Origin of the sequence: Cystobacter fuscus (assembly GCF_002305875.1) — a bacterium.
Taxonomy (GTDB): Bacteria; Myxococcota; Myxococcia; order Myxococcales; family Myxococcaceae; genus Cystobacter; species Cystobacter fuscus_A.
In genome coordinates, this window is record NZ_CP022098.1 from 11,929,551 (window position 1) to 11,950,476 (window position 20,926).

Here is a 20,926-nt window from a genome sequence, read left to right on the forward strand (position 1 = left end):
CGTCGACCCCGCTCCCAGCCGGACGAGGAGCCCCGGGAGGCGCGGGTACGAACGCGTGACAGTATGGCACGGGAGCCGGATCGAAATCCCGTCTCCCCGCGCGGGATTCCCGCTTTTCCCTTAAAAACGGCCTTTGAGCCCGAGAATGGGTAGGGCGATGGGGAGTGACGTGGCCGTCTTGTTCAAGGGCACGCCAAAACCACCCTCGTAGTTGAAAGCCAGCACCTCCTGGCTGAGGGTGACGTTGAGCATGTCCAGGTAGGCCTCGAGCGAGAAGGTCTCGTAGGCCCACGCCTTGGACAGGCGCAGGTCGAAGCGGAAGAAGGGCGGCAGCCGGTCCGCCCGGTCCAGGTCCACGGGAACCCACGAGGGCCGGCCGAGGAAGTCCGTGCCCTCCACCTGGGTGCGGCTGGTGAGGTTGCCGGTCTCGGGCCGGCCGCTGTTGAAGTGCAGCACGCCGCCCAGGGTGAAGTTGTTGGCGAACTTGTAGCTGAGCACCAGGTTGGCCACGTGCGTCTGGTCGAAGACGTAGGGCAGGTTCCCCTCGGCCTGGCCGATGACCTGCCCGCTCGCGTCGTAGCGGTAGAAGCGGGTGAGGCGGGTGCTGCGCTGCAGGGAGTAGGACAGCCAGCCGAACCAGTTGCCGCCCAGGGGACGGCGGATGAGCAGCTCCAGGCCATAGGACAGGCCCCGGCTGGGGCTGCCCAGCCCGCTGATGTCCGGAATGGGCTGCTCCTGCCTCGCCAGGCCGCGCACGGAGCCCTGACCCACGGTGGTGGGGGGCGGCCGGGGACGTCCGGGCTCACCTCCGTCGGGATCCGGGGGTGGCTGCGGGTTGGACGGCGGAGACTCGGCGCCGAAGGGCGTGAGCTCCATGGTGCGCGGCATCGGGTTGACGTAGCCATCCAGGCTCACGTCGAAGCCCGCGAGGCCCTGGTACTCCACGCCCGCGGAGATCTGCACCGCCTGCTGCAGGCCCTGCTTGAGGGCCCCGATGTCGACGACGGGCAGGCTGATGAGCGTGGTGGGCGTCTGGTGGTAGAGGCCCACGCCGCCCTTGAGCGTGAGCGTGTCCGTCAGCTTGTGGCGCGCCGTCACCCGAGGCTCGGCCACGAACGCGTTGACGCCGCCCGACAGGTAGTAGTTGTCCAGGCGCAGGCCGGGCACCACCGTCCAGCGCGAGCCCTCGGGCTTCCAGGTGAGCTCGGACCACAAGCCGCTGAAGGTGGCGATCGCCAGGGGTTGATCGATGCGCACCTCATCGATGCCGCCCTCCGGCAACTGGCTGCGGGAGAGCAGGTACACGAGCGCGCGCGTGTTCTCCACCTCCAGGCCGCCGCGCAATGACAGTCCCTGGCCCAGCTCGCGCGTGTAGCGCAGGCGGGCGGTCACGTTGCGCTGGTCCACGTTCACGGTGAGGCCATCGCCATCGGAGACCCCGCCCTGGACGGCGAAGCGATCCAGGCCCACGGTGACCCCGCCCTCCAGCTCGCCACCGGCGACGGGATGGGTGTAGCGCAGGTCCAGGCGGTGGAAGAGCACGGACAACAGGTTGGTGGAGCCCTCGTCCGTCATCGCCCGGGTGCCGAAGGTGTCCGAGGAGCCGAAGGCGAACAGGCGCAGCCGTCCCGGCCCCACCTTCTGCTCGACGCGCGCCTGGTAGTCGTAGAAGTCCAGCACCAGCTTCGAGTCGTTGAAGCCGGGTGGCTGCAGCGCGTTGGCCGCGAGCGCGATCAGCCAGGGCGTGTACGACAGGCGTCCGGCCACCGAGACGTTGGTGCCCGTGGACTGGAAGGGGTACTCGAGGAAGAGGCCAGCGTTGAGGAAGTCCGCGTAGGCGCTGCCGTGCAGCCGATCATCACGCGGGCGCGTGAGCCGGCCCTCCACCGCGCCACCGGTGATGCGGCCATATGGGGTGGGCGGGTTGCCGGGGTAGAAGTCGATGGTGTCGATGAAGTCCGGGTGGATGACCGCGGGCCCGAGGAAGAGGTGGAAGAGGATGGGGACGCGGATGCCGTCGAGGAAGTAGCCGGTGGCGGCCGGCTGGCTGCCGCGCACCACCGGGTAGGACACGCCCGAGAGCATGCTGCCCACGCCGGGCATGAGCATGACGACGCGGAAGGGGTCTCCCAGGGTGCCGGGAACCTCCCGCAGCTCGGCGTCATGCAGGGTGACGCGAGACACCTCGGTGCGCTCGCGATCACCGCGCACCACCGTCTCGTAGGGATTCACCACGAGCGGCTCCAGGCCGTACACCACCTCGAGCGCCTCGCCAGCCTGGAGCGCCTCGCGGAAGAAGCCGGGTTTGTGGCCGGCCGCGGTAATGCGCACGGTGTGCGAGCCCGGAGCGAGCCGGGCCTCGAAGCGGCCGTCCACCCCCGTCTCCACGGGCGCATCGCGCACCCCGTCGAACTCGAGCACGGCGCCGATGATGGGCTGGCGGTTGCCCTTGGTGCGCACCAGTCCGCGCAAGGAGATGGGCGGCAGGGGCTCGCCGGCGGAGGAGACCTCGGCGGGGGCCGCGGGCGCCTGGAAGTGGTACTCGAAGGTGAGCCGTACCGGCACCGGCACGCCCTCCACCTTCGCGGGAGAGAAGAGCAGGCGCGTCGCGGCGTGCAGCGCGGCCTGGTCGAGCAACGGGTGGACGCCCTGGAGCAGCCGCGCCTCGTCCACCTCGCCATCCTCGGCCACCAGCAGCTCCAGGCGCACCGTGCCCGCCACCGGCTGGGCGGCGAGCGCCTCGGGGTAGCGCGCGGGCGAGTCGGCCAGGAGCGCCGGGGGCTCGAAGCGCGGGGTGCCACCGTCCGAGCCCTCCGCGCCACCCAGGCTGAAGCCGCCGTCCTCGCGCAGCACGTCTCGCTCGGTGGACACGACGCCCGCGTCCTCCGTGGAGCGGGGCACGTCCGTCAGCTCGCCGAGGCCACCTTGCGGCGTATTGGGCACCTGGGCGCGGGCCGGCGCGAGCGGAAGCAGCACGGCGAGCAACACGCCCAACAGAGGCAGAGCACCACCCACGCCGCATCGCCGCTCGTCGACCACCATGCGCAAACCCCCATTCGGGAAAGGGGAGCCATGAGGCCAGGGCTGACCCGCCGAAGACAAGCCCCAAGCGCGCGGGGTGTGCGTCCGCTAGCGCTTCTGCAGCGCCGAGGCCACCAGGCCGATCAGCTTGAGCTGGGTCCCATCCAGCTTGCGCAGGGTGCGCATGAGGCGGCGCAGCTCGGGCACCTCGTCGTACTCCTCCGGCGTGGACTCGGCCGCCCACGTCGCCACCTCGCCGGTGTTGAGCCCCAACAGCGAGTCGGACGGCATGCGCAACGCGATGCACAACCGCCGCAGCGACGGCACGCTCGGCAACATCCGGCCCCGCTCCAGCCGCCCGTACACCTCGGTCGCCAGCCCCACCCGCTCCGCCACGTCCGCCTGGGTCAATCCCGCACGAACCCGCGCCTCTCGCGCGAGCTCGCCCACATTCGCTGCGAGCTTGCTGGTCGAAGGTTGTCCCATCGCGGTTTCCTGGCCCTCCGTAAGGCGACCCATCAGGCCGTCTGCTTAGGGTCGGACAGGTGGCCCGTGACAGGATGAGAGGGGTAGTTGGAAGAACGGGGGACTCTAAGAGTGCTCGAATTCCCGAGGAGAACCCACGCACCGCCCCACGGGTCCACCGGTCACACCGCTCAGAGGCGAACCCGATGTGGCAGGTGGGATTTGGGACCAGAGCCAACAGGTGAGGGGAGAACCCTTCACATCCTGGACTTGGTTGAGGACCTGTTACCTCCACCCCGAAACCGCCCTCCAATGTTGTGTCGCCGACTATTCATGATTTACCCACCTGTCGGATGGCCATTTCACCGCCGGGCCCCGGGTCCGCCTAGGCTGTGCGGCGTGCAGACTCCGGGACATGCGGTTGTCAACCTCGCCCTCCTGGGCGGCTATGCGTCCCCCGCGCTCGCCGTCCCCATCCTCGTGGGAGCGGTGCTGCCGGACGTGCCCATCGCCGTGCTCTACCTGCGCGAGCGCTACGTGCGCGGCCTGAGCGACGAGCGCATCTGGAGCGAGAGCTACCAGCGCCCCTTCTGGCTCAACCTCATCCATGGCGCGCACTCCCTGCCCCTGTCGCTCCTGGGAGGAGTCGTGGCGCTGGCGCTGGGAGTGGCGCCCCTGGCCGCCTTCTTCGCCAGCGTCTTCCTGCACGCCCTGGCGGACTTCCCCCTCCACGTCCATGACGCCCACCGTCACTTCCTGCCCTTCAGTCATTACCGCTTCATCAGCCCCATCTCCTACTGGGACGTGCGCTACCACGGCCGCGCGGTGGCGCTCGGCGAGGCGCTGCTCGTGCTCGGCGTGTCGGCGTGGCTGTGGCCGCGCGTCCCGGGGGCCGCGCGCGCGGGGCTCGCCGCCGTGACGGTATGGTACGCCCTCAACTACTGGAAGAGCTTCCTGAGATGACGCCGCTGGCCTCGTGCGCCGCGCTCTGGATGGAGCTGACCGTGGCGGCGGCCGCCCTGCTGGTGCTCGTGAAGGCGGTGAAATACCGCGACTTCACCGAGACGCCCGCGCTGCTCTGGGAGGACGTGGGCTGGGTGGCGCTCGGGGAGCTGGTCGTGGCGCTGCTCGCCCTCTGCGGCCCGGTGGGGCGCGTGGTGGGGACGCTCGCGGGCACGCTGCTCTTCGCCGCGCTGTGGCTGGACGCGGTGCTCTTCCGCATCTTCACCATCGAGCTGGGCCCGGGGGGCGTGGGCAGCGTCATCCTCTCCGTGCTGTACCGGGAGCTGGCCGAGCTGGCCTTCGCCCGCCGCTTCTTCGCCGCCCATCGCCTCTTCGCCCTGCTGCCCCTCACCGCGCTGCTCGTCCACGCGGGTGTGCCGCTCGCGCCACCAGGAGCCCCCTCGGTGGGGCTCGCCCTCGTGCTCGGCACCGGGCTGACGCTCACCGCCGCCACTAGCGCGCCCCCACGCGCGCGCCGACAGGTGTTCGCCGCCAGTGCGCTGCTCGTCCTGGCCGCCCTGGCCGGAGGGCTGGCGCCGCCCCTCGCCCTGGCACTGGCCGCGGGAAGCCTGGGCGGGTGGGCCGGAGTGGGGCTCGTGCCCTCGCTCCGCGCGGGAGGGCCCGACGGGGTGCGCCACTTCTTCATCGAGCGGCCCCGGCCCGAGCCGCCCGGCTTCCAGCCCCGGCCGGAGCACGCGCCCCTGCTCACCCAGGCCCCGCGCCCTCCCCGTCCGAGCGCCGCGCATGGCCTGCTCCGGGGAGAGGACGTGCTGCTGTTCACCTTCGAGTCCGTGGGCCAGTGCCACCTGGACGCCGTGTCGCCGGGGGGAGCCCGCGCGCCCTTCCTGGAGGGGCTGTGGCCCCGGGCGCTGCGCTCGCGCCACCACGCGTGCGTGTCACCGACGACGAACAACGCGCACCGGGCGCTCTACACGAGCGGCTATGGCGAGGGCCCCTCGGCGAGCCTGGGCGCGCTGCGGGAGGCGGGCTACCGCACCGTGTACCTCACCACCGCGCGCACGGCCGACTATGGCCTGCGGGAGATCCTCGACGCGGCGGGCTTCTCTCATGTCATCGACCGGGAGGACCTGGAGACGCCGGGAGAAGGGGCGCCGTCGGACCAGGTGCTGCTGACCCGGGGCCTCGAGCGGCTCGCGGCGGTGCTGGCGGGACACCGGCCCTTGCTGCTGCACGTGCACGCCACGCACACGCACGTGCCCTACCGGGTCGCCGAGCCGGAGCGCTTCCACCGCTTCGACATGGCCGAGGACCGGGGCCGCTTCTTCAATGGCATCGAGGAGGGGGACTGGCTCTTCGGGGCGCTGCGGGACGGCCTGCGCGAGCGGGGCCTCGTCGAGGAGCCGCTGGTGGTGCTCAGCAGCGACCACGGCCAGGCGTTCGGCGCGCTGGGCTACCAGTCCCACGGCAGCGCGGTGACGCGCGAGGAGCTGGACGTGCCCCTGGTGATGCACCACCCGCGGCTGCCCGCGCGGGAGGTGGCCTTCTCCTCGCACTTCGACGTGATGCCCACGGTGGTGGACCTGCTGGGGCTCGGCCATGACACGCCCGTGTGGGGCGAGTCCCTGCTGCACGAGGACCGGCGGCCCGAGCTGCTCGTGTGGGCGGGCCATCCCTCGCGCCGGACCACGTCTCATTATGGCTTGTTGCTGCGGGGGGAGAAGCTGATGGTGGACCTGACGCTGGGCCGGTGCCTGCGCATGGACTGGGGGGAGGAGCACGTGGAGACGGTCGAGGGGGCGGAGAAGGAGTACCTCGAGGCGCTGGTGTCCCGGTTGATGAGCCTGCGGGGTGTCACGTGAGGAGCGCACCGCTGTCGCGGCCCGAGCGCCCCCGGGTGCTCGTCCTCTGCCCGGGAGCCTGGGACAAGGTGGCGCTGGAGACGCGCTTCGAGGGGCGCTACGAGCTGCTCTACGACGGGGAGAACCTGGTGGAGAGCCCCTCGCTCTGGGAGGGCCTGCGCTTCGACGTGTTCCGCTGGGTGGAGCGCACGGCGGCGGCGTGGCGGGGCCAGGGACTCGTGGGTGTGGTGGGCACGGGGGACTATCCGGGCTGCATGCTGGCCTCGCTCGTCGGCGAGCGGCTGGGCCTGCCCGTGCCCGCGCCCGCGGTCGTGGTGCGGCTGAGCCACAAGTACTACAGCCGTCGGATCCAACAGGAGTGGGTGCCCGAGGCCACGCCCACCTTCGAGCCCCTCCATCCCTTCGCCGGGCCGCCCCGGATGGAGCGGCTCGACTACCCGCTGTTCATCAAGCCGGTGAAGGGCACCATGTCCATCCGCGCGCGGCGGGTGAACGACGCGCGGGAGTGGCGCGAGGCGGTGCGCTTCTCGTGGCGCGAGCGCCTGGAGAAGTACCTGCTGCTGCGGCCCTACCAGCACCTGCTCGAGCGCTACACGGACGCCCGGGTGCCCGCCTGGTATTTCATCGGCGAGACACCGCTCACCGGCACGCAGGTGACGGTGGATGGCTTCGTCGAGGGGGGAAAGGCCGTGGTGATGGGCATCGTCGACTCGGTGATGTACCCGGGGACGATCAGCTTCCAGCGCTTCGAGTACCCCTCGGTGCTGCCCGAGCCGGTGCAGGCGCGGATGCGCGAGGTGGCGGTGCGGCTGATGGAGGGCAGCGGCTTCGACCACGCGTGCTTCAACGTCGAGATGTTCCACGACGCGGCGAGCGACCGGGTGATGGTGATTGAAGTGAACCCGCGCATGTCCTACCAGTTCGCGGACCTCTACGAGCGGGTGGACGGGATGAACACCTACGAGGCACAGCTCGCGCTGGCGGTGGGGCGGCCGGTGCCCTGGAGGAGGCGGGCGGGGCGGGACGGCGCGGTGGCGAGCTTCGTCATGCGCCGCTTCAGCGACGCGCGGGTGGCGCGCGTGCCCTCGGCGGAGGAGCTCGCCCGGGTGAAGGAGCGCTTTCCGGGCACCGTCATCCAGGTGCTGTGCGCGCCGGGGGAGCGCTTGTCGGAGCATGACCAGGACGTGGGCAGCTACCGCTACTGCATCGTCAACCTGGGCGCCCCCACGCGCGAGGAGCTGCTCGAGCGCTACGAGCAGGTGGAGCGGATGCTGCCCTTCACCTGGGGGTGAGTCACGGCGCCCAGCGCTGGGGGCGCGAGCGCAGCGTGGTGAGGCCCATCGCGTCACACCACGCGAGGTAGCGCTCGCGAGGGACGCCCGCCCAGGCCAGGTCCTCGAGGGACTCGCGCAGGGGAGCGTCCGTCACCACGGTGGCGAGCCGGCGGTAGAGCAGCGCCTCCTGGCGATGGGCGCGCAGGGTGGCCGCGAGCTTCTCCGCGCCCCGGGGCCGCACCGTCCACGTGGCCGCGTCCTCGGGGATGCGCTCCAGGTGGCCGTACTCTCCGAGCAGCAGGCTCGCGCCCTTCTCGCCGAAGCCGGGCAGGCCGGGGATGCCATCCGCGGCGTCGCCCACGAGCGCCAGCAGGTCCGGCACGCTCGCCGGCGCCACGCCCAGCCGCGCCCGCACCGCCGCCTCGTCCATCTCCTTGTGCTGCTTGCGGTCCACCTGCACCACGCGCTGGCCACGCACGCACTGCCCGAGGTCCTTGTCCGGGGTGAGCAGACGCACCTGCTCCACCTGTCCGGCCCAGCGCGCGGCGGCGGTGCCCAGCGCGTCATCCGCTTCCAGCTCCTTCATGGACCACACGGTGAGCCCGAGCGCGCGCGCCGCCTCCTCGGCCGCGTCGAATTGCGCGTGCAGCTCCGGGGGGACGCCCTCGTCGGACTTGTACCCGGCGAACAGCTCGTTGCGGAACGAGTGGATGGGGTTGTCGAAGGCCACCGCCACGTGGCTCACCGCCTCGTGCGCGTCGTGCAGGAGCGCGAGCAGCGAGGCGGCGAGCCCCACCGTGGCCTTCACGTCCCGGCCGTCCGGAGCTTGGACTCCAGGACGAGGAGAAAAGTGGGCACGGAACAGTTCGTAGGTCCCATCGACGAGGTGCAGGCGCATGGGACACAGGTGTAGCCTATCCGCCGCCGCCGCCGCACCCGCGCACCCAAGCCGCATGCCTCCGGACACCTTCCTGGCCCCGCTCACCACGCCGCGGCTGCTGCTGACCCTGCTGCCGCCGGATGCCGCCGCGCGCGTGCTCGCCTATCACCTCGCCAACCGCGAGCACCTGGGGCCCGTGTCGCCCGCGCGCCCGGACAACTTCTTCACCGTCACCTGGTGGCGCTCGCGCCTGGCCCAGGACGCCGAGGACTGGCGGCGCGGCCAGGCCCTGCGCCTCTTCCTGCTGCCGCGCGAGGCCCCGCCCAACACGAGCCCGGTGCTGGGCAGCGTGTCGCTCAACGACATCCGCCGCGGGCCCCTGCAATGCGCCGAGCTGGGCTTCGGGCTCGACGCGCACCACCAGGGCAAGGGGTTGATGAGCGAGGCGGTGAGCGCCGTGTGCGACCATGCCTTCGGGCCCCTGGGTCTGCACCGCCTGATGGCCAACCACCTGCCGGACAACCACCGCAGCGCCGCGGTGCTGCGCCGCGTGGGCTTCCAGATCGAGGGGCTCGCGCGCCAGTCCGTCCTCATCGAGGGCCGCTGGAGGGATCACGTCCTCACGGCGCGCGTGGCGCCCGAGCCGCCCGAGGACTGAGCCTTACTGGGAGCGGCGCTGGGCGAAGAGCCAGGTGCTCACCGCCTCGTCGAGGTAGACGGTGTCGAAGATGTCATGGCCCAGGCCGGGCAGCTCCGTGTAGTGCACGGAGGTGTTGCCCACGGCCTTGAACAGCTCCAGGAAGGCGCGGCTCTCGGAGACGGGCACCTCCTTGTCCGCGTCGCCGTGCCACATCCACAGGGGCACGCCCTTGAGCCGCTCCGCCACGGAGCGATCCGCCGAGCGCTCGGACACCGACAGCACGGCGGCGAAGCGATCCGGGAAGCGCGCCGCGAAGCGCAGCGCCCCCTGAGCCCCGATGGACTCCCCCGCCAGGTACACCCGCCGACGATCTCCTCCGTACTCGGCGAGCGTCCTGTCCACGGCGCGCAGGGCGAAGTCCGCCACGTCCCCGCTCCAGTCCGCGCCGGGCGGACACTGGGGAAGCACCAGCAGGGCCGGGTAGCGCTCGGGGTGCAGGCGCACCGCCGCCGCCAGACGCTGGGAACGGGGCAGCGTGCCCTCCGTGCCGCGCGAGTTCGCCCCATGCAACCCCAGGAGCACCGGCCACCCCTGTCCGGGGCGGTAGTTGGGTGGCAGATAGACGGAGTAGGAATACGACACCCCACGCAGGGTGAGCGTCTTGGCCACGAACGAGCCCGGAGTGCTCGGAGGAGACGCGTCCTGCCCCGGCGTGCCCGCCGTCAACCACGCCACCAGCACCATCGTGACCGCGCCCATGGAGCTCCTCGGACTGTCCGTCCACCGCCAGGAGCGAAGGTCGAACGAGTGACAGAAGCTACCTCCGCGCGGAGGGACCGGAAGTCCCCGCCAGAGGGACCGCGGGGCAAGGGTTGCGTTTCCATCACCTCGGCCGCGCGACGTGACAGGCCGGGAAGAAAAGTGCGGCCGCGCACGGACCCGGTGGTTTCCCACTCAACGAGTCCGTGCGCGGCCAGCCGCAGCCAGAAGCACCTTGGAGGGGTTTTGCGCCGACTGCACCTCCAATATACATGAAGGTATTCCGCTTTTCACCGTCTTCGCGGTTTTTTTCGTTCCAAGCGGTAATCCGGACCCACGGGTCCGGCGCGCTAACGTCTGCTGGACATCATCGAGCCGATGAAGAGCAGCACGACGGCGCCGATGATGGCGCCGATGAAGCTGCTGGCCTGGAAGAAGCGCCAGCTCCCGCCGCGGATCACCGAGGCGAGGAAGCCACCCATGAACGAGCCGCCGATGCCCAGCAGGGTGGTGGCGATGATGCCCATGGCCTGACGGCCCGGCATGATGGCGCGGGCGATGAGCCCCGCGAAGAAACCCAAGATGATCCACGAACACAGGCCCGAGCCCATCTCCGCTCCTCCTCGACCTCGAATGGGGTGATGACGCAGTGTGCATGAAGTACGCCCGGGGGCGAGTTTCTATTGCGTGCCGGGCGGATCAGCCGCCGGCCCGTGCCACCTCGCGCAGGCTCTCCTCCACGCCCGCGAGCAGCTCGTCCAGCACGGCGTCCGGGATGTTGAGCGCGGGGGCCACGTACACCGTGTCGCCCAGGGGGCGCAGGTACAGGCCGCGCCGCCGCGCCGCCTCGTACACCCGCCAGCCCGCCCGGGCCAGGTAGCCCCCGCCGCCCAGGTCCACCGCGCCCACCATGCCCAGCGCCCGGGGCCGCGTCACGCCGGGGATGTCCGCGGCCATGCGCTCGAAGGCGGCCTTCACCCGGGGCGCCTTGCGCGCCACCTGCCCGAGCACGTCCTCGTCCCGGTACACCGCGAGCACCTCGCGCGCCACCGCCGCGCCCAGCGGGTTGCCGCAGTACGAGTGCCCGTAATACAGCGCCCGCTCGCTCCCGCCCCCGAAGCCGGAGAACACCCGCTCGGTGGCCAGCGTCGCCGCGAAGGGCATGAGGCCCCCCGACAGCGCCTTGGCCAGACACAGCAGGTCGGGCACCACGCCCGCCAGGTCGCACGCGAAGCGCGCCCCCGTGCGCCCCAGGCCCGTGAAGACCTCGTCGGCGATGAGGAAGGTGTCCACCGCGCGCGTGGCCTCGCGCACCGCCCGGAGGAAGGCGGGCGCGTACACGTGCATGCCCGCCGCGCCCTGGATGAGCGGCTCGAGGATGACGGCGGCGATCTCGTCCGGGTGCGCGCGCAGCGTGGCCTCCACCCGGGCGAAGGCGCGCTCCCAGCCCTCGGGCTCGGCCGGGGACGGCACGTGCACCACGTCGAAGAGCAGCGGCCCGAAGACGTCGCGGAACACCTCGACTCCGCCCACGCTCGTGGCGCCGATCGTCTCGCCATGGAAGGCGCCCGAGAGCGTGATGAAGCGCGTGCGCGCGGGCCGCCCGTTCTGCGCCCAGTACTGGGCCGCCATCTTGATGGCCACCTCCACCGCCGTGCTCCCGTTGTCCGAGTAGAAGACGCGCGAGAGCCGCTCCCCCTCGGGCACCCCGGCCTGTCCCGCGCCCGGCGCCAGGGCGACGAGCTCCCCGGCCAGCCGCGCGGCGGGCGCGTGCGTCACCCCCGCGAGCGAGGTGTGGGGAAAGGCCCCGGCCTGCTCGGTGAGGGCGCGCACCAGCCGTGGGTGGCGATGCCCCAGGGTGGATACCCACCACGAGCCGTTGGCGTCCAGGTAGCGCGAGCCGTCCGCGTCGAACAGGTAGGGCCCCTCGGCCCCCACGACGACCAGGGGATCCGTCCGGGCGATGTACTCGTCCATCGGGGTGTAGGGGTGCCACACATGCCGCTTGTCCAGGGCGACGACTTCCGAGCGCTGCATTTCCACGTCCTCCCACACTGCCACCGGGGCGCGCGTGCCTACCACGGGGCCCGGCCGGGGGCGCGTCTGGAGTGGGCCAGGGTAGAGGGTGACCCGTGCCGCCGGGCGAGGGGTGGCCCGCTCGTCCGCCGGAAGGCATCGGAGGCGCGGAGGAGCGGCGGAGGCGGGAAGGACGCGTTAGATGGAGCGCGTGGCCGCCAACCTCCGCCTCCGCATCCTCGAATCCATCACCGATGTCTCCGCCACCGAGTGGAACGCCCTCGCCGGACCCGAGGCGCCTCCGTTCATCCGCCATGAGTGGCTCGCCGCCATGGAGGAGAGCGGCAGCGCGACGCTCGAGACGGGGTGGGAGCCGCAGCACCTGACGCTCTGGCGCGACGAGAAGCTGGTGGCGGCCTCGCCCGCCTACCGCAAGCACCACAGCATGGGCGAGTACATCTACGACTTCTCGTGGGCGGGCGCCGCCGAGCGGCTCGGCGTGGAGTACTACCCCAAGCTCGTGGTGGGCGCGCCGCTGTCGCCGGCCACCAGCGCGCGCTTCCTCATCGCCCCGGGCGAGGACGTGCCCGCGCTGCGGCTCCTGCTGCTGCGCGCGGCGGTGGAGAGCGCGAAGGAGGGGGGCTGCTCCTCGGTGCACTTCCTCTACCCGCGCGAGGACGAGGCGGAGCTGATGGAAGAGCAGGGGCTCGCGCGCCGCATCACCCTGCAATTCCACTGGAAGAACCCGGGCTACCGCACCTACGACGACTACCTCTCGCGCTTCGACTCCAAGCGCCGCTCGCAGATCAAACGCGAGCGGGCGGCGGCCGCCACCCAGGGCATCACCGTGCGCACGGTGCGGGGGGAGGAGGTGGGCCCGGAGCATGCCCGGCGCGCCTTCGGCTTCTACGAGGCCACGTGCACGAGCCGGGGGCCCTGGGGGCAGGTGCAGCTCACCGAGGACTTCTTCGTGCGCATCTTCCGCGCGATGCCGGACACGGTGGAGCTCGTGCAGGCCGAGCGCGCGGGCAACGTCATCGCCGGGGCCTTCAACCTCGCCACGCCCGAGCGCCTCTATGGCCGCTATTGGGGGTGTCACGAGGAGCATCCCTTCCTGCACTTCCACGTGTGCCTGTACCACTCGGTGGAGGACAACATCCGCGCGGGGCGCCGCGTGTTCGAGCCCGGCGCGGGGGGCGAGCACAAGATCGCCCGGGGTTTCGAGCCCACGGCGGTGCACAGCGCGCACCTGCTGTTCGACCAGACACTGGACAAGGCGGTGCGCGACTTCCTCCACCGCGAGCACGCCCACCTGCGGCCCGCCGTCGAGCAGGCCGAGCAGCTCGCGGGGCTCAAGCCCTGGCCCCTGCCCGGCCGGGCCTCGGGGGAGTGAGGGCCGCCCGCCCGCCCTCTTGTAAGGCGGACGATGGATTGTGACGGAAAAGTGAAGGGACCGGAGGCAACCCGCTCTAGAGTCACTCCGCTATGAAAGCGCCTGAGACGGATGAAGCCTTCGTGCAGTGGTATGAGGACTGCTGGGCTGATCGGGACGAGGTGGAATACCCCAAGCTCTTCGGCAACATCAGCGAGGAGGTCTACACGCTGGAACAGACGGGTGCGCTGGAAGCGTGGATGGACAGTGACGAGCCCTCCGCGGCGAAGGAGCTCGATCCCAACTGGCTCCCCATGGGCGTGCGGGTCGCGCCGCCCACGCCCGAGTACCCCTACTGGACGTATGTGACGAGCGGCCTGTCCAACCCCTTCACCCTGGCCCCCGGAGAAGAGGTGCAGGAAGGGGCGCCGAGTGGACTGGGCTACGAGATGGTCATCCACACGCCCGAGGAGGAGCGCTGGCCGGTGCTGCGGCTGGTGGACATGATGGCCTACAACCTGGTGTGCGCGCGGCTGTTCGCCGTGGGGCACCGCTACCCGGTGGAGGGCACGCTCACGGGCGGCGAGTCCAAGCTCAACGGCTTCGTCTTCGTGACGGACCCCTCGCGCCCCGCGCACTTCCAGCTCGAATCGGGCCGCGTGCAGCTGCTCACGCTGGTGGGCGTGACGAAGAACGAGATGGCCTTCAGCCGCTCCAACGGCATCGATCGGCTGATGGCGAAGCTGGTGGCGGCGGGCACCGGCTACATCACCCACCCGGGGCGGGAGCAGGTGCCACTCTAACGCGCCACCTCTCCCACCCAGGCGCTCACGCGAGGCGGCCCAGGAGGACGCCGCCCGCGTCCACGCCCAGACCCCACTGCCGGCCGGAGATGTCCACCCGGGGCCCGAGCGGCAGCGGGTGATGGGACCAGGTGTTTCCCCCATCCTCGCTCACGTGAAGCGCGGGCTCGACGCCCCGGGCCGGGTCCACGCCGCGGGTGAGGACCCGCAGCACGCCCTCGGTGGCCACCAGCCGCACCGGCTCGCGGCCCGCGGGCAACGGCTCGCCCCAGCGCACCCCGGTGTCCTGACGCTCGCCCACCCGCGTCTGGCCGTCCACGACCGCGACGACGAAGGCCCCGTCCACGTCCACCACTCGAGCGGCCCCCACCTCGCGGGGACTCCACGTCTGGCCTCCGTCCAGCGAGAGCGACAGGCCCTGCCCCAGGAGCGCCACGCCCCCGTCCACGCGCCGCAACCGCTCGGTGCGCGGCTCCCGCTCTCCGGCCAGGCGGACCTCCGTCCACGTGGCCCCCCCATCCACGGTGTGTCCGAGGAACCCGGCACCCAGCACCCACAGCTCCCGCTCGCTGACGGCCAGCACCTGCGTGAGGGAGGGCGCGCTCACGGGCCCTCGCGCCTGCCACTCGCGGCCCCCATCCACCGACACCAGCAGGTGGTAGTCCGAGCCCGTGCCCGAGGCGCGCAGCGTGCCGACGATGGCGGCGCCCACCGGGCCGGAGCAATCCAGGGCCTGCACCCAGCCCGCCCCCTCCCAGACAGTCGTCGGGTTGCCCGCCGCCACGCGCAGCAGCCGGGCGCGCCGGGCCTTCATCCGCTCCAACAGGCCCCCCTCCGCGGGCTCCTCCACCCCACCGACCCACCCCAGGCCCTCGGGGCCCACTCCGACCGCGCTGGCCTTCATGCCTCCGGCCAGCTCTCCCAAACGCTCCCAGTCTCTCTCCGGCACGCGTGAACCTCGGAATGCGAAGAAGTGCGGCGGGAAGATGCCAGCCCCTTCCAGAGCAGGGAAGCGAACAGGTGAGGGAGGGGACAAGACAGGAACGCCCCAGGGCCCGCCTCCCTGCCTGCCCGGTGGCATCCGGCGAGAGCCCCCTCCAGCTTCCTGCCAGCTCGAAGGGGGAGGAACACATGAAGAAGGCAACAGTGGGAGTGGTGGCGGGTGTGGCGGTGCTGACCCTGGGCGCGGGCACGGCCCTGGCTCGTGAGGACAACCGGGAGTCCAGCGCCGACATGCGCGGCGTGTCCGTGCTCGTCGGCGGCGGCGTGGAGGGCTACACCAGCTCGCTCGGCTCGAACATCCGCCCGGGCGCCGCCTACGGGGCCACGCTCATGCTCCGTCCGTCCAAGGTGCTGGGCCTGGAGCTTGGCTACTCGGGCGCGTCCAACAACTTCAACCGCGGCACGGTGTCCACGACCGGCACGACGCGGGGCCCGGACGTGATGCGCAACGGCGCCCAGGCGGTGGCCACCCTCGGCCTCACCGCCGCGCCCCTGCAGCCCTACGTGCTCGCGGGCGTCGGCCTCAGCCGCTACAACGTCCGCGCCGAGGCGCAGGGCTTCCAGGACGACACCGTGGGCAACGTGCCACTCGGCGGCGGACTGCGCCTGCACATCGGCGACTTCACCGCGGATGCGCGCGTGAACTACAACGTCCTCATCGACCAGCAGTTCGCCACCGGCGTGCCCACCACCACCCCGGGTACCCCGGTGGACGAGGCCTTCAGCAACGGCGGCACCTACACGGGCACCCTCAACCTCGGCGCGACCTTCTGAGTCACGCCCTCGAGGCTCCCGGGGCCGGGGCAATGCACGAACGGCCGCGCCTGTCTGTGAACGGCTTCACACCCGAGCCGTGAAGCCGTTCACAGCCGTCCGCCTCCATCGGAGGTAGAACGGAGGATGGGCTCGGGAACTCGCGTTCCGTCGATCCCGAACGCCACACCCGGGGCACGACCCGGGCGCGGCGCGCGAAGGCCACGCCACCCGGGTGGCATCGCGCGGGAGACTGGAACGCCGAGGCCGTGCAGGGGGGGAAAACGGCCGACGTCGACGAGCCCAGGGGGCAGGGAGGGGGCCGCGCCGGAGGGCGCGGTCCCATGGGGTCCTACTCCACGTCCCGACGCAGGCGCTCGACATCCAACAGGGTGATCTGCCCACCGTCGAGGGCGAGCAGGCCGTCCTGCACGTAGTTGCGCAGCCACTTGTTGACGCTCTCGCGCGTCACCCCACACTGGTTGGCCAGCTCCACCTGGGTGCGCTTGGGCAGCACGACGCCCCCGGGGCCCGGCTGCCCCTGGGTGCGCGCCAGCTCCAGCAACACCCGCACCAGCCGCGCGCGCCCCTCCAGGAAGGCGGCGTCATGCACCAACTGGGTGACGCGCCGCACCATGCGGCTGAGCACCGCCAGCAGGCCCATGGCCACCAGGGGCCGCTCCGCGAGGAAGCGCCGGAAGTCCTCCTGGTGCAGGCTCAACAGGTGGGTCTCCTCGCGCGCCACCGCGTCCGTCGAGCGCGGCTCTCCATCCAGCAGCGCCAGTTCCCCGAAGGAGTCGCCCCGGTGCAGCATCGCCAGGATGACCTCGCGGCCCTCCGAGGAACTCAACCGGATGGCCACCTCGCCCCGGCGGACGATGAACAAGGCCGTCCCCACGTCCCCCTTGTGGAAGATGACCTCGCCCTTGACGTAGCGCCGCTGCTGCATCAGTCCCGAGAGATGCCCCAGGTCCTCTTCCGAGAGCTGCTCGAACATGGGGATTTGCGCCAGCAGTTGCGAATAGGGCGGCATGAATCAACCTCGGCGTCCAGGCGGGGGGAACTGGCAAGCGGGAAAGTCTCTACTTGCTGGTCCCCGGGACCAAAAGGAATTTGGTGATGCTCCCGGCGCGGAATGCTCGCTCGTGGGCATGCCGACGACGGCGGGCCGGGAGTCCGAGCGAGGAGCCATGACCCGGCCCCACCCCCAGGGTCCGCTTGCCAAGAGAGGGGGGGTGGGTGTAACGCCTTATGGAGAGCAGCAAGCGTGGATGCCACGAAGGTGGTCCTCGAAAACCGACGAGCATGACCGCAGAGGCATCATCCACCCTTCCCACTCCCCGGCCGCCCCAATGTCCCCGTTGTGGGACACTGGTACCGAACACGCCGTCGGGCACGCAGGTCATCCGCTGCGCGGGATGCGGGGCCGCGCTCCAGGTGAGCGTGCGCCCCATGGACGTGGCACGCACGCCCGAGCCCTCCACGGCCGTGGCGGAAGGGGCCGCCCGCCCCCGTCGCCGCCCCATGGTGGAGGTGCCCGGCCCCCAGCGCGCCAACGCCCAGCCCGTCCCCACCTTCACGGTGGAGTTGTCCCAGTCCGACATCGACACCGAGGGCATCGAGCCCGAGGGCAAGCCGCCCGCCCAGGCCCCCGCCGCCGCGCCCCTTCCCCCACCGCCTCCACCGCCCGCCATCCTCGACACGCCCTGGTTCGCCGAGGACATCGAGCGGCTGCCCGAGGCGAACGCGAGTCTCGGACAACTCGCCCTGGAGAACTTCGAGTCCCTGCCTCCCCTGCGCCCGCGGCCGGATGTGCCCTCCGCCTCGCGCGGCCCACCGTCCACCTCCCAGCCCCCGTCCTCCCGCGGCAAGTGAACACCGCCCGGCTGGTCGGAGAGCGGACGAGCCATGTCCGCTGGAATCCCGCGCGGAAGGGTGCGGTATCATCCCCCGGGCGCGGGCTCTCATGGCGCACCGCTTCTCGTGGAGGGAGTGAACGCAGCGTGATGAGGAACGCAACCAGCAGGGAGCCGCTCAAGGGCCTCCCGGCGGATCTCCAGACAGCCCGGCGGGGCTGCGCCGATCTGGGCCCCCAGGTCGAGCGCATCGCCGAGCAGCTCGCCGCCGCGCTGCGGCAGGCGTCGCAGGAGCTCCACCGGCTGGAGTCCCAGCGCGACGAGCTGCGCCGGAGCGCTCGCGACACGCCGCCTCCCGTGATGCCCAGGCTGCTCGAGCGCATCGAGGAGCAGGGCCAGTGCGTGCAGCGACTGGAGCGCGCCCACCAGGGGCTCGAGGAGCTGCGCGCGGCGCTCGGCTCCATGGGGGAGCACCTGGAGCGCGGCCTCGAGCAGCAGGCCACGGAGCGGCACGAGCACGAGGCCATCCTGCGCGAGGAGAAGCGGATGTGGCTGCGCGAGCTGCTCTCCCTGCGCCAGCGGCTGGAGGGCGCGGAATCGGCCGCCGAGCGGCCCCGCGCCGGCAACGACGACCTGGCCCGGCTGCGCGCCGAGAAGGAGCGGCTCACCCAGCGCGTGGCCGAGCTCGAGCGGGGCCTCTCCGCCCGGGACGAGACGCTGCTGGCCAAGGAGCAGACGCTCGCGGACCTGCGCAAGATGGTGTCCCTGCTCACCCCGGCTCCGCCCACGCCTCCCGCCACTCCGACTCCCGCCGAGCGCCTGCCAGCCGTAGCGGAGTCCACCGCGCGGCCGCGCTCCGCCCCGACGCCCACGGAGCAGCTGTTCGGCAACAACACGATGCAGTTGGCCCAGCACCTGCTGGAGTCGCTCGGCACCGGGGAGGTGGAGGAGGCCATGCCCGCGCCGCCCCCACCTCCGCCCAAGCCCGAGCGCAGACCCACCAGCCGGGAGATCCGCTTCGGGCCGCTCGACGAGTTCACGGTGGGCCCGCCGTCCCTGCCTCCACCGGTGCCGTCCATGTCGCCGCTGGTTCCGGGGATGCCGCCTCCTCCGCCACCCGTCATGCCCAAGGCCAGCGCGCGCGTGCCCACCGCGTCCCGCACGCCCTCCACCATCACGCCCACCGTCCCCCTGATGGAGCGTCCGGGCACGCTCGTCATCAGCGAGGACATGTTCAACGACGTGCTCGCCGAGCAGAACGAGCCCGGTCCCACCGGTAGGAAATGAGCAACCCGTCTGGCCACCCCACCCTGCCGGCGCGCTTCGGCCGCTATGTCCTGCTCAGCCACCTGGGGCGCGGGGGCATGGCGGACATCTACCGCGGCGTGGCGCTCGGGGCCGGGGGCTTCGCCAAGCCCGTGGTCGTCAAGCGCGTGCTCCCCGAGGCCATCCTCCAGGAGTCCGCGGTGAAGATGTTCATCGAGGAGGCGCGGCTGTCCGCGCTCCTGCAGCACATGAACATCGCGCAGATCTTCGACTTCGGAGAGCAGCGCGGCGAGTACTTCATCGCCATGGAGTTCATCCATGGCCGCGACCTGCACGACATGATGCGGCGCGTGGCGGCGCGCGGCCAGGGCATCCCCGTGCACATCGCCTGCTACATCGCCATGGAGGTGCTCAAGGGCCTGGACTACGCGCACCGCGCGCGCTCGGCCGCGGGCGAGCCCCTGCAGCTGGTGCACCGCGACGTCAACCCCACCAACATCATCATCTCCTTCGAGGGAGAGGTGAAGCTGCTCGACTTCGGCGTCGCCCTGGTGGGCAACTCGGGCAGCACCAACAACGTGCGCGGCAAGCCGGGCTACATCCCGCCCGAGCAGCTCGCGCGCAAGAAGGCCGACGGGCGCGGTGACATCTTCGCGCTCGGCATCACCCTCTACGAGATGCTCTCGCGGCGCCATGCCTTCAAGCAGGGCACGGTGATGGACGTGCTCAAGCAGACGGTGGCGCTGCGCGCCCGGCCCCTGCGCCTGCAGGACGCGGCCCCCTTCCTGCCCGAGGCGCTGTGCAACGTGGTCAACCGCAGCGTGCTGGCCAACCCGGACGAGCGCTACCAGACGGCCGCCGACGTGCTCGACGCGCTGGATGAGTTCCTCCTGTCCGCGGGCCTGCGCGTGTCCCAGCGCGACCTCGCCGCGCTCATGGCCACCTGCTACGAGCCCGAGGTGCGCGCCCCTCCCGTGCAGCCGCCCATCCCCCCGGGCCTGCTCGCCCAGGAGGCCCCCCGGCGGCCGCCGGCCCCACGTACACCGTGCGCGAGCCGGGCGGCGGCCTCTACCTCATGAAGCTGGGCGAGGAGGACGTGCAGCTGCTCTTCGCCTCCGGCAAGCTCTCGCCCGACGTGCAGGTGTCCCAGTCCGGCGGCCCCTTCCTGTCCCCCTCCGCCTTCCCGCGCCTGAGCGCTGCGGCGAACGCCGCCCACGAGCGCCTCGCCGCCCGGCGCGCCACCGCCCCCCGCCCCCGCTACGCCGGCAACCTCACCCTCGCCTCGCCCCTGCGCGTCATGGCGCGGCTGATGCTCGCGCGCGTCACCGGCCGGCTGCACTTCGAGGACAACCGCGTCCACAAGGAGCTGTTCCTCAAGGCGGGGCAGATCATCGCCGTGCGCTCGAGCCTCGCCGCGGACCGCTTCGGCCCCTTCCTCCTGAGCCAGGGCAAGCTGACCACCGAGCAGTGGCAGCGCGCGGTGGAGGGCACGCGCCCCTTCTCCGGCCGGCTGCTGGAGGCGCTGCTGGCCTCCCGCGTCCTGTCCCCCGCGGAGCTCGCCGAGTGGACACGCGAGCACCGCCGCTCCGTCGCGCTCGGCCTGCTCACCTGGGCACGCGGCCGCTACGCCTTCTTCGAGAACGAGACGCCCATCAACGACGGCTCCGAGGAGCGGCTGGGGGGCCTGGCGCTGCTCAACGAGGGCCTGCGCATGCACTACCCCCTGGAGCGCCTGGTGCGCGAGCAGGAGCCGCTGCGCCACAAGCCGCTCTACCGCAACCTGGACGCCCCCGTGACGGCCAACGACCTGAGCCTGTCGGCCTCCGAGCTGCGCGCCGCCTCACTGCTGAACAAGCCGGGGCATACCCTGTCCGGCGCGCTTGCGGAACTCAAGCGTCCGGAGGATGAAGTGGCCCTGCGCCGGGTGGCGTTGCTCTTCACCGAGGTCGGGCTGCTGGCATCGGCCTGAAAAGAGCGGCCCGGCGGACGAGGGGCGC

At 71.7% G+C, this 20,926-nt stretch carries 20 protein-coding genes; 11 read left to right on the forward strand and 9 right to left on the reverse strand.

Going from position 1 to position 20,926, the window contains the following annotated elements; genetic code table 11:
* Nucleotides 1-120: 120 nt before the first annotated feature.
* The gene (locus tag CYFUS_RS48430) at nt 121-3,042 is read right to left on the reverse strand and encodes a TonB family protein (RefSeq protein ID WP_095991413.1); all 2,922 of its coding nucleotides are present in this window, start codon (nt 3,040-3,042) and stop codon (nt 121-123) included.
* 87 nt (nt 3,043-3,129) lie between these two features.
* Nucleotides 3,130-3,507, reverse strand: a complete 378-nt coding sequence (locus CYFUS_RS48435) for a helix-turn-helix domain-containing protein (protein WP_095991414.1) — start codon at nt 3,505-3,507, stop codon at nt 3,130-3,132.
* 378 nt (nt 3,508-3,885) lie between these two features.
* Here CYFUS_RS48435 and CYFUS_RS48440 point away from each other — a divergent pair, with 378 nt between their 5' ends.
* Nucleotides 3,886-4,449: a hypothetical protein gene (locus CYFUS_RS48440; protein ID WP_095991415.1), complete on the forward strand. Its 564-nt coding sequence runs from the start codon at nt 3,886-3,888 to the stop codon at nt 4,447-4,449.
* On the opposite strand, the gene CYFUS_RS51495 is transcribed toward CYFUS_RS48440, so the two are convergent.
* Nucleotides 4,421-4,933, reverse strand: a complete 513-nt coding sequence (locus CYFUS_RS51495) for a hypothetical protein (protein ID WP_157759085.1) — start codon at nt 4,931-4,933, stop codon at nt 4,421-4,423. The genes CYFUS_RS48440 and CYFUS_RS51495 overlap by 29 nt on opposite strands.
* A 37-nt stretch (nt 4,934-4,970) precedes the next feature.
* On the opposite strand from CYFUS_RS51495, the gene CYFUS_RS48445 reads away from it, so the two are divergent.
* Entirely contained in the window at nt 4,971-6,308 is a 1,338-nt protein-coding gene (locus tag CYFUS_RS48445; RefSeq protein WP_157759086.1) for a sulfatase-like hydrolase/transferase, read from the forward strand.
* Complete coding sequence (locus CYFUS_RS48450) at nt 6,305-7,600, forward strand: ATP-grasp domain-containing protein (RefSeq protein ID WP_157759087.1); 1,296 nt, start codon at nt 6,305-6,307, stop codon at nt 7,598-7,600. Before CYFUS_RS48445 ends, CYFUS_RS48450 begins: the two co-directional genes overlap by 4 nt.
* Nucleotide 7,601: 1 nt before the next feature.
* Here CYFUS_RS48450 and CYFUS_RS48455 read toward each other — a convergent pair whose 3' ends face one another.
* The gene (locus CYFUS_RS48455; protein WP_095991418.1) at nt 7,602-8,480 is read right to left on the reverse strand and encodes a 5'-3' exonuclease; all 879 of its coding nucleotides are present in this window, start codon (nt 8,478-8,480) and stop codon (nt 7,602-7,604) included.
* 55 nt (nt 8,481-8,535) lie between these two features.
* Between CYFUS_RS48455 and CYFUS_RS48460 the strand changes: the two genes are divergently transcribed.
* Nucleotides 8,536-9,120, forward strand: coding sequence for a GNAT family N-acetyltransferase (locus tag CYFUS_RS48460; protein WP_095991419.1), 585 nt, complete (start codon nt 8,536-8,538; stop codon nt 9,118-9,120).
* A 3-nt stretch (nt 9,121-9,123) separates the two neighbouring features.
* On the opposite strand, the gene CYFUS_RS48465 is transcribed toward CYFUS_RS48460, so the two are convergent.
* The 3 genes from CYFUS_RS48465 to bioA form a co-directional block, all read right to left on the reverse strand.
* Nucleotides 9,124-9,861 (reverse strand): alpha/beta hydrolase-fold protein, encoded by a 738-nt coding sequence (locus tag CYFUS_RS48465; protein WP_095991420.1) that lies wholly within the window; start codon nt 9,859-9,861, stop codon nt 9,124-9,126.
* Nucleotides 9,862-10,211: 350 nt separating this feature from the next.
* Nucleotides 10,212-10,472, reverse strand: coding sequence for a GlsB/YeaQ/YmgE family stress response membrane protein (locus CYFUS_RS48470; protein ID WP_095991421.1), 261 nt, complete (start codon nt 10,470-10,472; stop codon nt 10,212-10,214).
* A gap of 88 nt (nt 10,473-10,560) precedes the next feature.
* Complete coding sequence (gene bioA, locus CYFUS_RS48475) at nt 10,561-11,898, reverse strand: adenosylmethionine--8-amino-7-oxononanoate transaminase (RefSeq protein WP_095991422.1); 1,338 nt, start codon at nt 11,896-11,898, stop codon at nt 10,561-10,563.
* A gap of 181 nt (nt 11,899-12,079) precedes the next feature.
* Between bioA and CYFUS_RS48480 the strand changes: the two genes are divergently transcribed.
* Together CYFUS_RS48480 and CYFUS_RS48485 are read left to right on the forward strand one after the other, a co-directional pair.
* The gene (locus CYFUS_RS48480; protein WP_095991423.1) at nt 12,080-13,270 is read left to right on the forward strand and encodes a GNAT family N-acetyltransferase; all 1,191 of its coding nucleotides are present in this window, start codon (nt 12,080-12,082) and stop codon (nt 13,268-13,270) included.
* 92 nt (nt 13,271-13,362) lie between these two features.
* Complete coding sequence (locus tag CYFUS_RS48485; protein WP_095991424.1) at nt 13,363-14,052, forward strand: suppressor of fused domain protein; 690 nt, start codon at nt 13,363-13,365, stop codon at nt 14,050-14,052.
* 25 nt (nt 14,053-14,077) lie between these two features.
* On the opposite strand, the gene CYFUS_RS48490 is transcribed toward CYFUS_RS48485, so the two are convergent.
* On the reverse strand, nt 14,078-14,956 hold the full coding sequence (locus CYFUS_RS48490; protein WP_232537249.1) for a WD40/YVTN/BNR-like repeat-containing protein: 879 nt from the start codon (nt 14,954-14,956) through the stop codon (nt 14,078-14,080).
* Nucleotides 14,957-15,183: 227 nt separating this feature from the next.
* On the opposite strand from CYFUS_RS48490, the gene CYFUS_RS48495 reads away from it, so the two are divergent.
* A complete protein-coding gene (locus CYFUS_RS48495) occupies nt 15,184-15,828 on the forward strand; it encodes an outer membrane beta-barrel protein (RefSeq protein WP_198316390.1) in 645 nt (214 codons plus the stop codon).
* A gap of 331 nt (nt 15,829-16,159) precedes the next feature.
* Here the strand turns inward: CYFUS_RS48495 and CYFUS_RS48500 are convergent, their stop codons facing one another.
* Nucleotides 16,160-16,840, reverse strand: a complete 681-nt coding sequence (locus CYFUS_RS48500) for a Crp/Fnr family transcriptional regulator (protein WP_095991427.1) — start codon at nt 16,838-16,840, stop codon at nt 16,160-16,162.
* Between the two features lie 419 nt (nt 16,841-17,259).
* On the opposite strand from CYFUS_RS48500, the gene CYFUS_RS48505 reads away from it, so the two are divergent.
* The 4 genes from CYFUS_RS48505 (at nt 17,260) to CYFUS_RS48520 (ending at nt 20,898) form a co-directional block, all read left to right on the forward strand.
* Complete coding sequence (locus CYFUS_RS48505) at nt 17,260-17,682, forward strand: hypothetical protein (protein WP_095991428.1); 423 nt, start codon at nt 17,260-17,262, stop codon at nt 17,680-17,682.
* Between the two features lie 128 nt (nt 17,683-17,810).
* The gene (locus CYFUS_RS48510) at nt 17,811-18,950 is read left to right on the forward strand and encodes a hypothetical protein (RefSeq protein ID WP_157759088.1); all 1,140 of its coding nucleotides are present in this window, start codon (nt 17,811-17,813) and stop codon (nt 18,948-18,950) included.
* Nucleotides 18,947-20,008, forward strand: a complete 1,062-nt coding sequence (locus CYFUS_RS48515; RefSeq protein WP_095991430.1) for a serine/threonine protein kinase — start codon at nt 18,947-18,949, stop codon at nt 20,006-20,008. The genes CYFUS_RS48510 and CYFUS_RS48515 overlap by 4 nt, the downstream gene beginning before the upstream one ends.
* Nucleotides 20,005-20,898 (forward strand): DUF4388 domain-containing protein, encoded by an 894-nt coding sequence (locus CYFUS_RS48520; protein ID WP_157759089.1) that lies wholly within the window; start codon nt 20,005-20,007, stop codon nt 20,896-20,898. The genes CYFUS_RS48515 and CYFUS_RS48520 overlap by 4 nt, the downstream gene beginning before the upstream one ends.
* Nucleotides 20,899-20,926: the final 28 nt, after the last annotated feature.

Excerpts from the sequence above, each read along its gene's own strand:
- CYFUS_RS48430 (WP_095991413.1), bottom strand. The coding sequence starts at position 3,042 with ATGGTGGTCGACGAGCGGCGATGCGGCGTGGGTGGTGCTCTGCCTCTG.
- CYFUS_RS48435 (WP_095991414.1), bottom strand. The coding sequence starts at position 3,507 with ATGGGACAACCTTCGACCAGCAAGCTCGCAGCGAATGTGGGCGAGCTC.
- CYFUS_RS48455 (WP_095991418.1), bottom strand. The coding sequence starts at position 8,480 with ATGCGCCTGCACCTCGTCGATGGGACCTACGAACTGTTCCGTGCCCAC.
- CYFUS_RS48460 (WP_095991419.1), top strand. The coding sequence starts at position 8,536 with ATGCCTCCGGACACCTTCCTGGCCCCGCTCACCACGCCGCGGCTGCTG.
- CYFUS_RS48465 (WP_095991420.1), bottom strand. The coding sequence starts at position 9,861 with ATGGGCGCGGTCACGATGGTGCTGGTGGCGTGGTTGACGGCGGGCACG.
- CYFUS_RS48470 (WP_095991421.1), bottom strand. The coding sequence starts at position 10,472 with ATGGGCTCGGGCCTGTGTTCGTGGATCATCTTGGGTTTCTTCGCGGGG.
- bioA (WP_095991422.1), bottom strand. The coding sequence starts at position 11,898 with ATGCAGCGCTCGGAAGTCGTCGCCCTGGACAAGCGGCATGTGTGGCAC.
- CYFUS_RS48480 (WP_095991423.1), top strand. The coding sequence starts at position 12,080 with ATGGAGCGCGTGGCCGCCAACCTCCGCCTCCGCATCCTCGAATCCATC.
- CYFUS_RS48485 (WP_095991424.1), top strand. The coding sequence starts at position 13,363 with ATGAAAGCGCCTGAGACGGATGAAGCCTTCGTGCAGTGGTATGAGGAC.
- CYFUS_RS48490 (WP_232537249.1), bottom strand. The coding sequence starts at position 14,956 with ATGAAGGCCAGCGCGGTCGGAGTGGGCCCCGAGGGCCTGGGGTGGGTC.
- CYFUS_RS48495 (WP_198316390.1), top strand. The coding sequence starts at position 15,184 with ATGAAGAAGGCAACAGTGGGAGTGGTGGCGGGTGTGGCGGTGCTGACC.
- CYFUS_RS48500 (WP_095991427.1), bottom strand. The coding sequence starts at position 16,840 with ATGCCGCCCTATTCGCAACTGCTGGCGCAAATCCCCATGTTCGAGCAG.
- CYFUS_RS48505 (WP_095991428.1), top strand. The coding sequence starts at position 17,260 with ATGGACGTGGCACGCACGCCCGAGCCCTCCACGGCCGTGGCGGAAGGG.
- CYFUS_RS48515 (WP_095991430.1), top strand. The coding sequence starts at position 18,947 with ATGAGCAACCCGTCTGGCCACCCCACCCTGCCGGCGCGCTTCGGCCGC.
- CYFUS_RS48520 (WP_157759089.1), top strand. The coding sequence starts at position 20,005 with ATGAAGCTGGGCGAGGAGGACGTGCAGCTGCTCTTCGCCTCCGGCAAG.